Genomic DNA, 12,531 nt, shown 5'->3' with positions numbered 1-12,531 from the left:
ACAATTGTGTCCCCCGGGAAAATCAGCCGGACACATTGACCGCAGCGACACCCCGACGTTGCAGGTAGATGAAAAACAGCGCCGTCAGCACGGTCAGCACACCTACCAGTGCGCCGGTCCAGGGCAAGTCCGCGAGGTCCGCGCCACTGGCCACCACCAGCCCGCCGATCCATGCGCCGGCGGCATTGCCGAGGTTGAAGGCGCTCTGGTTCAGGGTCGAGCCGAGGTTCGGTGCTTCGTGAGCCTGATCGATGATCAGCAGTTGCAGGATCGGGCACAGGGCGAAGGCGAAAATTCCCCACAGCACCAGCGTGATCGCCGCCGGAACCACCGAGCGACTGGTCTGGCTGAACGCCGCCAGAATCACCACCACCGCCAGCGCGACACCCACCAGCGACGGCAACAGACGACTGTCGGCCAGGCGCCCGCCGAGCATGCTGCCGCCGGTCAGGCCGACACCGAACAACAGCAGCATCACCGTCACGCCGTGGGGGCTGACGCCGGTGATGTCCTGCAGAATCGGCGCGATGTAGGTGAACACGCTGAACAGACTGGTGGACGCCAGCACGCTCATGCCCAGTGCCAGCAACACGTTGACCTTGCCCAGCACCTTGAACTCGCTGGCGAGGTTGGCCTTGTCCATCGGGATGTGTTTCGGCAACCACAGCCATTGGGCGAGGGCGGCGATCACACCGATCACCGAGACCGCCCAGAAGGTCGAGCGCCAGCCGGCGTATTGGCCGAGCGCGGTGCCCAGCGGTACGCCGAGGACGTTGGCCAGGGTCAGGCCGGTGAACATCATGGCAATCGCCTGCGCCCGCTTGTTCGGTGCGACCAGCCCGGCGGCCACCACCGAACCGATGCCGAAGAACGCGCCGTGGCACAGCGCGGTGACCACTCGCGCCGCCATCAGCGTTGCGTAGTTCGGCGCCAGTGCGCACAGCACGTTGCCGAGGATGAACATCAGCGTCATGCCCAGCAGCGTGGCCTTGCGCGGCATGTTGGCGGTGCCGATCGCGAGGATCGGCGCACCGAACACCACGCCCAGGGCGTAGCCGGTGATCAACAGGCCAGCGTGGGGAATGCTCACCGCGAGGTCGCGGGCGACATCGGGCAGCAGGCCCATGATGACGAATTCAGTGGTGCCGATGCCGAAAGCGGCAACAGCGAGGGCAAGCAAAGCGAGTGGCATGCGCAAGGTCTCTGTCGGTAGTCTTGACGCTTTGATCAGGCATACGCAGGCCGGCGACCGGTCTCGGGCGAGAACGGGGCAGGCAGGAATTATTGGAATTTATCTGTGCGCAACTGAGTGCGGCGTGGTCGCTTGCAGTATAAACAGCTGCTGACACATCGCGAATCAATAATCTGACTAATTGGCTCAGGTTCAACAACAAGAACAAAGGAGTGGCACGTGCTGGCGACAGCTCTGGTGTTGGTGGCGGCGCTGTTGCACGCAGCGTGGAACACGTTGATCAAGTTCAGCGCCGAACGGCTGCTGGTGGTGGCCTGCATGGACACCGTGGCGCTGTTGTTCGTGGCGCTGGCGATGCCTTTCATCAGCCTGCCGCCGGCGGAAATCTGGCCGTGGATTCTGGCGTCGGCGGCGTTCGAGCTGCTTTATCGCTACCTGTTGATTCAGGCCTATCGGGTCGGCGACCTGGGGCTGGTCTATCCGCTGATGCGCGGACTGTCGCCGCTGGTGGTGCTGGCGCTGACTCTGATCTTTGCCGGCGAGGTGCTGACCACCCAGCAAATCTTCGGGATCCTGCTGATCCCGCTGGGCATGGCTTGCCTGCTCTGGCAGGGCGGCGGCGGGAAACATTTGCCGTGGGCGATGCTGCCGGTAGTGGCGCTGATCGGCTTGTGCATCGGTTGCTACACCTACATCGACGGTCAGGCGTTGCGGCGCTGGTCGCATCCGCTGGATTACCTGGTCTGGGTCACGCTGCTCAGTGCCTGGCCGTTCCCGCTGCTGGCGTGGGTGGCCAAGCGTCCGGCGTTCAAGCTGTTCTGGCGCGAGCAATGGAAGCTGGGACTGGCGGTCGGGTTCTGCGTGTTGTTCAGCTACGCTCTGGTGCTGTGGGCGATGCAGTTGGGCTCGATTGCCGAAGCGGCGGCGTTGCGTGAAATCAGCGTGATCCTGGTGGTGCTGTTCGGCATGCGTTACCTGAAAGAACCTTTCGGCCGGCCGCGGCTCTTAGCCTGTGGGCTGGTGCTGATCGGCATGTTGGTGATGAAGTTCTGACCGCCCGGCAACTCTAAAACTCGAAAGAAGGACGGTGTTATGACGGTGGCTTTGTGGTGTGTGTTGATCGCGATTTTTCTGCCCTATCTGTGCACCGTCGTGGCCAAGGCCTCGGGCGGTTTCAGACTGCGGGACAATCATGATCCCCGGGACTTTCTGGACAGCGTGGATGGCGTGGCGCGCCGTGCCCATGCGGCGCAACTGAACAGTTTTGAAGTGACCCCGGCGTTTGCGGCGGCGGTGATCGTCGCGCACCTGGTGGGCACGGCAGAGCTGGTGACGGTCAATGTGCTGGCGGTGCTGTTCATTACCAGTCGCCTGCTCTACATCATTTGCTATCTGGCGGACTGGGCGGCTTTGCGCTCGTTGGTCTGGTTTGTCGGGATGGTGCTGATTGCCAGCTTCTTCTTCGTTTCGATCTGAACCTGAAAAGATCGCAGGCTGACGAGGCCTGCGATCTTTTGCATTGTGCTTACGGCTTGTCGGCTACCTGCGGCACTTGCGGCAACGCCGCGCCTTTTGGCCAGAGCATCCAGATCTGTCCTTGCTGTTTCATGTCGCCCGCCAGTTGCCCGGCGGCATCGCCGGTGCCCCAGAACAGATCCGCGCGAACCTCACCGGCAATCGCGCCGCCAGTGTCCTGCGCAGCCACCGGGCGTACCAGCGGCGTGCCGTCGGGGCGAGTGGTCGACAGCCACAACAGGCTGCCCAGCGGAATCACCTTGCGGTCCACTGCCGCGCTGTAACCGGCGGTCAGCGGCACATTCAGCGAGCCGCGCGGCCCTTCGTTGCTGTCCGGGTTGCGGGTGAAAAACACGTAGCTCGGATTGCTCGCCAGCAGTTCCGGAATGCGCGATGGGTTGGCCTTGGCCCAGTTGCTGATCGCACCCATGGTGACTTCTTCTTTTTTCAGCTCGCCCTGTTCCACCAGCCAGCGGCCGATCGGTCGGTACGGGTGACCATTCTGGTCGGCGTAGGCGATGCGCAGTTGTCGGCCGTCATCGGTCTGAATTCGCCCCGACCCCTGAATCTGCAGGAATTGCAGGTTCATCGGGTCGGTCAGCCACGCCACGACCGGCGCCTTGACGCCTTTGGTCTCGATGGTCGCTGCGTCGTCGTAAGGCTTGAGCACGCGACCTTCGAGGCGGCCGCGCAGGCGCTTGCCTTTGAGTTCCGGGTAAATACTTTCCAGCGAGACAATGATCATGTCTTCGGGCACGCCATACACCGGCACGTTGGCGGTGGCGGTTTGCGTCAGGCTGCCGGGATAGACCGGTTCGTAGTAGCCGGTGATCAGGCCGTTGGGATTGTCGTTTTCGGCGCGCAGGCCGAAGACGTCGAGGTTCTGCTTGAGGAAGGCGCGGATGTCGCCGGCTTTTTGCGGGACATTGGCGGCGGCTGCACAGGTCGGGCCCCAGACCGGGTCAGCCTTGAGCCGGGTGCAGGCGCTGCGCCACGAGCTGAATCCGGCCACCAGATCGCTGTCGGACACCGCAGGCAACGCTTCCCAAGTGGCGCTGGAGTAGGTGGCCAGGGCGTGGGTTTTCGGCTTGGCGCTGTCGCCACCGGTGCAGCCGGCGAGGATCGCCAGCAGCGGCAGGGTGACGATGAGCGGATGACGCCAGGCCTTGAAGCGGCTGTTCATGGAGAATTTCCTGTGCCGGTTGCTGAAGTGCTCCATGCGCTCAAGCAACCCTTATTGTTAATAGGGCTATTGGTGTTTGGCGGTGACGCGAGGATACTGGCCGCCGATTTCCGTGACCTGAAGCCACCATGACTCTTAAAAGAATTTCTGTTGTATTGCTGGCCTGTCTGACCTTGTCCGCCTGTGGCGGTGTCGACCCGAATTCCCCGCTGGGTCAGCGCAAGGCGATCTTCAAGCAGATGCTCAGGACCGGCGAAGACCTGGGTGGCATGTTGCGTGGGCGCATCCCGTTCGACGGAGCGAAATTCGCCGAAGGCGCGGTCAAGCTCGATGCGTTGTCTCATGAGCCGTGGAAACATTTTCCGCAGGTGCGCGAAGAAGATCACACCAGCGCCAAGGACGATGTCTGGCAGAAACAGGCCCGTTTCCAGGAAATGGCCCGCACCCTTGAAGCGGCCACCGGTGAACTGGTGATCGCCAGCAAGGTTCAACCCTACAAGGCCAGCAACCTGGGGCCGGCGGTGCAGAAAGTCGAAGATGCCTGCAGTGCCTGCCATAAAGAGTTTCGCGACCACTGATGTTCAAGGGATCACAGCCTTTGGCCGTGATCCCCGGCTTTCTTACTTGTCGAGTTCGTCCAGCGCGTCCTGCAATTCCTTGCGCGATTCGGCGAGCTTGTTCTTGCGCTTGTCGATCTTCTCCGGATCGCCCTTCTTCATGGCCTTGTCCAGATCAGCCTGACGCCTGCTCACTTCGTGCTTGGCGTCGAGTACCTTGTTTTCCCGCTCTTTCTTCAGGCCGGCGTCGGTGCAGTGTTCGGTGACTTCGCGCAGGGCGGTTTCGAGGCCGGCCTGCTGGTCGGCATTGCCGCGGGACTTGGCCTGTTCGATCTGATTGATGATGCCCTGCTTCTTGGCAGCACAACCGGTCAGGCCCGGCGCGTCTTCGTCGGCCATCACGGGGGCGGCGAGGACTGCGCAGAAAGACAGCAGGGCGAGCGGTGCGAGAAATTTCATAAAAGCTCCATGTGCAAAGGCAATCGTATCGGTGAAGCACTGCGCTGTTGGAGCGCTCCGGCGGACTTGGGTTCCCGGTGGGCCGGGGATTGCGTGTTCAGAAGCCGTCGACACCGGCGGCTTGCAAGGTTTTACTCAGGGCCAGTACCTGCGGGTCACGAAAAAAGGCGCTCAATTGCGCCGCGCGACCCGGGCCGATTCCGGCTTCTGCCTGCCATTGTTCGGTGTTGCGTTGTGCCAGCGTCTGCCATGAATCGGCGAGTGTTGCCTGACCGGTCGGTGGCAGCCCCAGGGCTTTGAGCCACTGCAGGAACGGCCGTTGGCGGGCGCTGTGAAAACTGTGCAGCAGGCGGGCACTGCTGCGCTCGCCGAGACCGGCAATGTTAGCAAGCTCCGGCCCGTCGAGGGTCAACCAATCCAGCAGGCTGTTCAGGCGGCCTGTTTCCAGAAGTTTCTCCCAGGTGCCGCGACCGACATGGGGCAGGGCCAGTCCCTGCTTGCCGCTGAGCCAGGTCAGGCGGGCGAGGAACTGGCTTTCGCAGCCCGGCGTCGGTTGCCAGCAGCTCAGGGCGTGAAAGTCGCGGGCGAGCGGAACGTTCAGATCCACGCGTTCAGTGCTGCGCAGCACCAAGCTGTCGAGGCGCGGAATCGTCAGCCCGGCCAGGCTGATTGCCACCTGATCGCCGGGCCGAATGTCCAGTTCCTGCCAGCGCCTGAGCGAACTGACGCTGACCCGTTTGATCTGCCGGTCATCGAGCATCACCGGCGACAGTTCAAGCACCGGCGTAATGCGCCCGGTGCGGCCGATCTTGAAGTTCACCTTGCGCACATCGGCCAGTGCCTGGGCAAAAGGGTATTTCCAGGCGACAGCCCAGTAGGGCGGACGAGCCTGCCAGCGCTCTGCCGGTGGCCGCAGGCTTTGGCGCAGAACCACTCCGTCCGTGGCAAATGGCAGTGGCGAGCGATACCAGTGATCGCGCCAGTGTTGCGCTTCGTTCAGGCTGGCGACGGCCTGGGTGTAGGGCTCCGTGGTAGGAAAACCGAACTGCGTAAGGGCCGCGATTCGCTCCGGCAAGTCCTTCGGCCCTTGCGGCCAGTCCCAGACAAACAGCCCGATGCCTGCAGCGTGTTCCGCGTCGAGATCCTTGCGCCCCAGCAGCCCGGCCACGGTGGCGCGGGCGTTGGCGCTGCCGGCACGTGCCTGCTTATGGTCGTTCAAACGCCAGTAGAGTTCGCCTTGCACCAGCAGGTCCTGCGGTTGCGTCAGCTGTTGCGGAATGGCTCCGATTCTTTTTGCCGATACGGTCCAGTCCTGCCCGCGAACCCCATCCCCGCGACTGATCGCCTGATGCAGTCGGCCGTTGCGATAGATCAGGGTGACCGCCACGCCATCGACCTTGGGTTGCACCCAGACGTTTTGGCGGTCGCGCAGCCAGGTGGCGATGTCCGCCGCGTCATGAAGTTTGTCCAGACCAGTGTGAGCGACCGGGTGCGCAACCGGGCCTGATGCGGTGCGCAACGGCTCGGGCGGTGAGGGAAGTTTGAAGCACCGGCGCCATTGGCTCAGGCGCAGGCGGGACTGATCGTAGAGCTCATCGGCGATCACCGAACGACCTTCGCGATGATAGGCGTCGTCCCAGCGGTCGATCTGTTGTTGCAGGGCGGCGACTTCGCTCGAAGCCCGGGCGGCGGCCCAGTCGGGGCAGTCGGCAGCGAAGGTGTTGAGGTGGAAAAACGGCAGGAAAAACAAAAACAGGCGCAGTGTGGCAAGCATCGTGAGCGTCCTTGCTCAGAGAGATACCTGAAGGCTAGCCGGGATTTTGAAGCGGGCCGGGCGGCTGTTTTGCCGGTTGTTTCGCGGCCATGAAAAAGCCCCGCACGGCGAACCGTGCGGGGCTTCTTGTACCGCCAGGAAAATTACAGGCCGGCAGCGGAACGCAGAGCGTCGGCGCGGTCGGTTTTTTCCCAGGTGAACGTGGAGAAGGTGTCTTCGCCAACGGTCTTGGTCTGCGGAGCGCGGCCGAAGTGGCCGTAGGCTGCGGTTTCCTGGTACATCGGGTGCAGCAGGTCGAGCATGGTGGTGATCGCGTATGGACGCAGGTCGAACACTTCGCGGACCAGTTTGATGATCTTGTCATCGCTGATCTTGCCGGTGCCGAAGGTGTTCAGCGAGATCGAGGTAGGCTGGGCCACACCGATCGCGTAGGAAACCTGGATCTCGCAACGCTCGGCCAGGCCGGCCGCCACGATGTTCTTGGCAACGTAACGGCCAGCGTAGGCCGCCGAACGGTCAACCTTGGATGGATCTTTACCGGAGAACGCGCCGCCGCCGTGACGGGCCATGCCGCCATAGCTGTCGACGATGATCTTGCGACCGGTCAGACCGCAGTCACCTACCGGGCCGCCAATGATGAACTGGCCGGTCGGGTTGATGTGGAACTGGGTGTCTTTGCTCAGCAGTTCGGCAGGCAGCACGTGCTTGACGATCAGCTCCATCACGCCTTCGCGCAGGTCGTTGTACGACACTTCAGGGTTGTGCTGGGTCGACAGAACCACAGCGTCGATACCGACAACCTTGCCGCCTTCGTAACGGCAGGTCACTTGCGACTTGGCGTCCGGACGCAGCCAGGGCAGCAGACCCGACTTGCGGGCTTCGGCCTGACGCTGCACCAGTTGGTGCGAGAAGGTGATCGGTGCCGGCATCAGTACGTCGGTTTCGTTGCTGGCGTAGCCGAACATCAGGCCCTGGTCGCCGGCGCCCTGATCTTCAGGCTTGGCACGGTCAACACCCTGGTTGATGTCAGGGGACTGTTTGCCGATGATGTTCATCACGCCGCAGGTCGCGCCGTCGAAGCCGACGTCGGAGCTGGTGTAGCCGATGTCGCAAATCACGTCACGAACGATCTGCTCCAGGTCGACCCAGGCGCTGGTGGTCACTTCACCGGCAACGATGGCCACGCCAGTCTTGACCAGGGTTTCCACCGCAACGCGTGCGTGCTTGTCCTGGGCAATGATGGCGTCCAGCACTGCATCGGAAATCTGGTCGGCGATTTTGTCCGGATGTCCTTCGGACACGGACTCGGAGGTGAAGAGGGAGTATTCGCTCATCTCGATGTTTTCCTGAATTTACCGATGGTGAGTGTCGCCAGCCGGTCGCTGAAAATGGCGAACCTGGATCTGGAAACCATTACGTAAGCCTACATAGAGGCTTTCCCCGGGAACGAGTCCCGCAGCGGTGGCCCAACGGGCCAGATCGTCCTGTTCAAACCCCAACCACAGATCACCGCAGGCCTCCCTGGCCCAACTCTGGTTGTGGCTACATAACTCTGTCACGAGCAGGCTACCGCCCGGTTGCAGCAGGCTGGCCATGTGCTTGAGCGCTTCGGCCGGCGCGGCGAAATGGTGCAACACCATGTTCAACACCACGCAATCGGCCTGAAGGCTTGTGCCATTCAATGCATCGGCCAATTGCAGGCTGACGTTAGCCAGCTGTTCACGAACGCATACCTGGCGAGCCAGTTCGAGCATCGCCGCGCTGTTGTCCAGAGCGGTTACCGTGCTGAAGCGACGCGCCAGTTCCGGCAGGAAAGCTCCATCGCCGGGGCCGACTTCAATGGCCGTGGCAGCGCCATTGAAATTCAGTTTGTCGAGCAGGGCCAGCACGCTTTCACGGTACTGCGGCAGACCGGCAATCAAATCCTGCTGGGCGCGGAATTTCTCCGCGACCCGGGCGAAAAAGTCCTGGCTGTTGGCCGCGCGTTGCCCGTGGACCTGTGCGATTCGGGCTTCCACGTCGGCCGGCAGCGGCAGATTGTCGACTTCTTCTAACAATGCAGCGTGCAACTTGCCGCCCAGCAACTCGGTGTGGGGCAGGGCACGGCGATAGAAAACCGCATTGCCTTCGCGGCGAGTCGCCACCAGATCCGCCTGCGCCAGCACTTTAAGGTGATGGCTCATGCCGGACTGGCCGATATCGAAAATCTGCGCCAGTTCCAGTACGCCGAACGAGTCGTTGGCCAGAGCGCGCAATACATTCAGCCGCAGCGGATCGCCGCCGGCCTTGCACAGGGCCGCCAGCTCGTCGCAATCGTCATGGCGAATGGAAGGCACGCGTAGGTTCATAGGGCTGGAAGTCTAGTGACGGCCCGGAAGCATCGCAAGGTCTATATCAAAAAGTTTTGATATTGCTCGATGGATGGCGCATTCGATAGCACTTCTCACCGCCCGGCTAACTCTACAAACCAACAGCGGAAAGGTTTCACCAACCGAAACCGATGTTATCCATGGGAAAAACGCCTCCAGATGACTATCTGTCATTGCCCCGAGGCGCTCGGGTGAGGGAAAATGCCCTCCTTTTTTCCGTTTCAATCTATTCACACCCAGGAGATCAGCGATGCCTAGCCGTCGTGAGCGTGCCAACGCCATTCGTGCCCTCAGCATGGATGCCGTGCAAAAAGCCAACAGCGGCCATCCCGGTGCCCCTATGGGTATGGCAGATATCGCCGAAGTGCTTTGGCGCGACTACCTCAAGCACAACCCGAGCAATCCATCGTTCGCCGACCGTGACCGCTTCGTGCTTTCCAACGGTCACGGCTCGATGTTGATCTACTCGCTGCTGCACCTGACCGGCTACGACCTGTCGATCGACGACCTCAAGCAATTCCGTCAACTGCACAGCCGTACCCCGGGTCACCCGGAATTCGGTTACACCCCGGGCGTTGAAACCACCACCGGCCCGCTGGGTCAGGGTCTGGCCAACGCCGTGGGCTTCGCCCTGGCAGAAAAAGTACTGGGCGCGCAGTTCAACCGTCCCGGCCACAACATCGTCGACCACCACACCTACGTGTTCCTGGGTGATGGCTGCATGATGGAAGGCATTTCCCACGAAGTCGCTTCCCTGGCCGGCACTCTGGGCCTGGGCAAACTGATCGCCTTCTACGATGACAACGGCATCTCCATCGACGGCGAAGTCGAAGGCTGGTTCACCGATGACACGCCGAAGCGTTTCGAATCGTACAACTGGCAAGTGATCCGCAACGTCGACGGTCACGACCCGGAAGAGATCAAGACCGCCATCGAGACCGCTCGCAAGAGCCCGCTGCCGACCCTGATCTGCTGCAAGACCACCATCGGTTTCGGTTCGCCGAACAAGCAAGGCAAAGAAGATTGCCACGGCGCCCCGCTGGGTGACGCGGAAATCGCCCTGACCCGTCAGGCGCTGAACTGGAACCACGGCCCGTTCGAAATCCCGGCCGACATCTATGCCGAGTGGGATGCCAAGGAAAAAGGCCGCGCCGCCGAAGCCGAGTGGGATCAGCGTTTCGCTGCCTACTCCGCCGCGTTCCCGACCGAAGCCAACGAACTGATCCGTCGCCTGAGCGGTGAACTGCCGGCCGACTTCTCCGAGAAGGCCGATGCCTACATCGCTGAAGTCGCGGCCAAAGGCGAAACCATCGCCAGCCGTAAAGCCAGCCAGAACGCCCTGAACGCGTTTGGTCCGCTGCTGCCGGAAGTGCTGGGCGGTTCGGCTGACCTGGCCGGTTCCAACCTGACCCTGTGGAAAGGCTGCAAAGGCGTCAGCGCCGAAGACGCCAGCGGCAACTACATGTACTACGGCGTGCGCGAATTCGGCATGACCGCGATCATGAACGGCGTTGCCCTGCACGGCGGTCTGGTGCCTTACGGCGCGACCTTCCTGATGTTCATGGAATACGCCCGCAACGCAGTGCGCATGTCCGCCCTGATGAAGCAGCGCGTGATCCACGTCTACACCCACGACTCCATCGGTCTGGGCGAAGACGGCCCGACGCACCAGCCGATCGAGCAACTGACCAGCCTGCGCAGCACGCCGAACCTCGACACCTGGCGTCCAGCCGATGCCGTTGAATCGGCCGTGGCCTGGAAAAACGCTCTGGAGCGCAAGGACGGCCCGTCGGCGCTGATCTTCTCGCGTCAGAACCTGCAGCACCAAACCCGCGATGCCGGCCAGATCGCCGACATCAGCCGTGGTGGTTACGTGCTCAAGGACTGCGCAGGCGAGCCTGAGCTGATCCTGATCGCCACCGGTTCGGAAGTCGGTCTGGCCGTTCAGGCCTACGACAAACTCACCGAGCAGGGCCGCAAGGTGCGCGTGGTTTCCATGCCATGCACCAGCGCGTTCGACGCTCAGGACGCCAGCTACAAGCAATCGGTCCTGCCGTTGCAGGTCAGCGCGCGTATCGCGATCGAAGCGGCCCACGCCGACTTCTGGTTCAAGTACGTGGGTCTGGAAGGTCGCGTGATCGGCATGACCACTTACGGCGAATCGGCTCCGGCTTCGGCACTGTTCGAAGAGTTCGGCTTCACCCTGGAAAACATCCTGGGTCAGGCTGAAGAGCTGCTGGAAGACTGATCCAGAAAAGGTGTCGCCTGAACTGACGCCTTCGCGGGCAAGCCCGCTCCCACAGGTTCTTTGGTGTACACAAAATGTGTGACCAGCCTAGAACACTGTGGGAGCGGGCTTGCCCGCGAAAGCGGTGGTTCGGGCAACATCGCACTGCCTGATTCACCACGGTAATCGAGAACCCCATGCCTCAACCGCGTCCCTACAAAGTTGCACTCAACGGCTACGGCCGGATTGGTCGTTGCGTCTTGCGTGCGTTGTTCGAGCGAGGCCCGGCGGCAGGGTTTGAGATTGTCGCGATCAACGATCTGGCCGACATGGCCAGCATCGAATACCTGACACGCTTCGACTCCACCCACGGCCGGTTCCCCGGCGAAGTGAAGGTCGACGGCGATTGTCTGCATATTAATGGCGACTGCGTGAAGGTCCTGCGCAGTGCCACCCCCGAAGGCATCGATTGGGCGTCGCTGGGCGTCGATCTGGTGCTCGAATGCTCCGGCGCCTGGCACACCCGCGCAGACGGCCAGCGTTTCCTCGACGCCGGCGCGCCGCGTGTGCTGTTTTCGCAGCCGATGGCCAGCGAGGCGGATGTCGACGCCACCATCGTCTACGGCGTCAATCAGGATTGCCTGACCGGCGACGAACTGCTGGTGTCCAACGCCTCCTGCACCACCAACTGCGGCGTGCCGCTGTTGCGTCTGCTGGATCAGGCGGTCGGCCTGGATTACGTGTCGATCACCACGATTCACTCGGCGATGAACGATCAGCCGGTGATCGACGCCTATCACCACGAAGACCTGCGCCGCACCCGTTCTGCGTTCCAGTCGGTGATCCCGGTGTCCACCGGTCTGGCGCGTGGTATCGAGCGCCTGCTGCCGGAACTTGCCGGGCGAATTCAGGCCAAAGCCGTACGCGTGCCGACGGTCAACGTGTCCTGCCTCGACATCACGATGCAGACCGCGAGCGACACCGACGCCGGCGAGGTCAACCGGATCCTGCGCGACGCCGCCACCAGCGGCCCGCTCAAAGGTCTGCTGGCCTACACCGAATTGCCTCACGCCAGTTGTGATTTCAACCATGACCCACATTCGGCCATCGTCGATGCCAGTCAGACCCGCGTTTCCGGCCCTCGGCTGGTGAACATCCTGGCCTGGTTCGACAACGAATGGGGTTTTGCCAACCGAATGCTGGATGTTGCAGAACACTATCTGCAAACAGCGACTTCAAAAAAACCGTAGGAAGT

Annotated in this window: 11 protein-coding genes; 5 read left to right on the top strand and 6 right to left on the bottom strand. The window is 62.1% G+C overall.

Annotation, left to right across the window (positions count from 1 at the left end; all coding sequences use genetic code 11):
• Window positions 1-22: 22 nt before the first annotated feature.
• Complete coding sequence (locus tag PDR5_RS26830) at window positions 23-1,192, bottom strand: MFS transporter (RefSeq protein WP_007959692.1); 1,170 nt, start codon at window positions 1,190-1,192, stop codon at window positions 23-25.
• 219 nt (window positions 1,193-1,411) lie between these two features.
• On the opposite strand from PDR5_RS26830, the gene PDR5_RS26825 reads away from it, so the two are divergent.
• Both PDR5_RS26825 and PDR5_RS26820 read left to right on the top strand, forming a co-directional pair.
• Window positions 1,412-2,245 (top strand): EamA family transporter, encoded by an 834-nt coding sequence (locus PDR5_RS26825; protein ID WP_064600018.1) that lies wholly within the window; start codon window positions 1,412-1,414, stop codon window positions 2,243-2,245.
• Window positions 2,246-2,284: 39 nt separating this feature from the next.
• Window positions 2,285-2,668 (top strand): MAPEG family protein, encoded by a 384-nt coding sequence (locus PDR5_RS26820; RefSeq protein WP_039767967.1) that lies wholly within the window; start codon window positions 2,285-2,287, stop codon window positions 2,666-2,668.
• A gap of 49 nt (window positions 2,669-2,717) precedes the next feature.
• On the opposite strand, the gene mltA is transcribed toward PDR5_RS26820, so the two are convergent.
• The gene (gene mltA, locus PDR5_RS26815; protein WP_064600016.1) at window positions 2,718-3,890 is read right to left on the bottom strand and encodes a murein transglycosylase A; all 1,173 of its coding nucleotides are present in this window, start codon (window positions 3,888-3,890) and stop codon (window positions 2,718-2,720) included.
• 128 nt (window positions 3,891-4,018) lie between these two features.
• Here mltA and PDR5_RS26810 point away from each other — a divergent pair, with 128 nt between their 5' ends.
• On the top strand, window positions 4,019-4,468 hold the full coding sequence (locus tag PDR5_RS26810; protein WP_064600014.1) for a c-type cytochrome: 450 nt from the start codon (window positions 4,019-4,021) through the stop codon (window positions 4,466-4,468).
• Window positions 4,469-4,510: 42 nt separating this feature from the next.
• On the opposite strand, the gene PDR5_RS26805 is transcribed toward PDR5_RS26810, so the two are convergent.
• The 4 genes from PDR5_RS26805 to PDR5_RS26790 all read right to left on the bottom strand — a co-directional run bounded on the left by PDR5_RS26805 (window position 4,511) and on the right by PDR5_RS26790 (window position 9,028).
• Window positions 4,511-4,906, bottom strand: a complete 396-nt coding sequence (locus PDR5_RS26805; protein WP_039767970.1) for a DUF1090 domain-containing protein — start codon at window positions 4,904-4,906, stop codon at window positions 4,511-4,513.
• A 97-nt stretch (window positions 4,907-5,003) separates the two neighbouring features.
• A complete protein-coding gene (ligB, locus tag PDR5_RS26800) occupies window positions 5,004-6,680 on the bottom strand; it encodes an NAD-dependent DNA ligase LigB (RefSeq protein WP_064600012.1) in 1,677 nt (558 codons plus the stop codon).
• A 143-nt stretch (window positions 6,681-6,823) separates the two neighbouring features.
• Window positions 6,824-8,014: a methionine adenosyltransferase gene (gene metK, locus PDR5_RS26795; protein WP_011336330.1), complete on the bottom strand. Its 1,191-nt coding sequence runs from the start codon at window positions 8,012-8,014 to the stop codon at window positions 6,824-6,826.
• An 18-nt stretch (window positions 8,015-8,032) separates the two neighbouring features.
• Window positions 8,033-9,028 (bottom strand): ArsR/SmtB family transcription factor, encoded by a 996-nt coding sequence (locus PDR5_RS26790; RefSeq protein WP_064600010.1) that lies wholly within the window; start codon window positions 9,026-9,028, stop codon window positions 8,033-8,035.
• Window positions 9,029-9,299: 271 nt separating this feature from the next.
• Here PDR5_RS26790 and tkt point away from each other — a divergent pair, with 271 nt between their 5' ends.
• Window positions 9,300-11,297: a transketolase gene (tkt, locus tag PDR5_RS26785; RefSeq protein WP_064600009.1), complete on the top strand. Its 1,998-nt coding sequence runs from the start codon at window positions 9,300-9,302 to the stop codon at window positions 11,295-11,297.
• 176 nt (window positions 11,298-11,473) lie between these two features.
• Entirely contained in the window at window positions 11,474-12,526 is a 1,053-nt protein-coding gene (epd, locus tag PDR5_RS26780; RefSeq protein WP_064600007.1) for an erythrose-4-phosphate dehydrogenase, read from the top strand.
• The last annotated feature ends 5 nt before the right edge of the window (window positions 12,527-12,531 follow it).

Source organism: Pseudomonas sp. DR 5-09, assembly GCF_001655595.1.
GTDB lineage: Bacteria > Pseudomonadota > Gammaproteobacteria > Pseudomonadales > Pseudomonadaceae > Aquipseudomonas > Aquipseudomonas pharyngis.
This window is presented reverse-complemented; position numbering and strand designations above follow the sequence as displayed.

Coding starts and splice junctions, on each gene's coding strand:
- PDR5_RS26830 (WP_007959692.1), bottom strand. CDS start 1,192: ATGCCACTCGCTTTGCTTGCCCTCGCTGTTGCCGCTTTCGGCATCGGC.
- PDR5_RS26820 (WP_039767967.1), top strand. CDS start 2,285: ATGACGGTGGCTTTGTGGTGTGTGTTGATCGCGATTTTTCTGCCCTAT.
- mltA (WP_064600016.1), bottom strand. CDS start 3,890: ATGAACAGCCGCTTCAAGGCCTGGCGTCATCCGCTCATCGTCACCCTG.
- PDR5_RS26810 (WP_064600014.1), top strand. CDS start 4,019: ATGACTCTTAAAAGAATTTCTGTTGTATTGCTGGCCTGTCTGACCTTG.
- PDR5_RS26805 (WP_039767970.1), bottom strand. CDS start 4,906: ATGAAATTTCTCGCACCGCTCGCCCTGCTGTCTTTCTGCGCAGTCCTC.
- ligB (WP_064600012.1), bottom strand. CDS start 6,680: ATGCTTGCCACACTGCGCCTGTTTTTGTTTTTCCTGCCGTTTTTCCAC.
- metK (WP_011336330.1), bottom strand. CDS start 8,014: ATGAGCGAATACTCCCTCTTCACCTCCGAGTCCGTGTCCGAAGGACAT.
- PDR5_RS26790 (WP_064600010.1), bottom strand. CDS start 9,028: ATGAACCTACGCGTGCCTTCCATTCGCCATGACGATTGCGACGAGCTG.
- tkt (WP_064600009.1), top strand. CDS start 9,300: ATGCCTAGCCGTCGTGAGCGTGCCAACGCCATTCGTGCCCTCAGCATG.
- epd (WP_064600007.1), top strand. CDS start 11,474: ATGCCTCAACCGCGTCCCTACAAAGTTGCACTCAACGGCTACGGCCGG.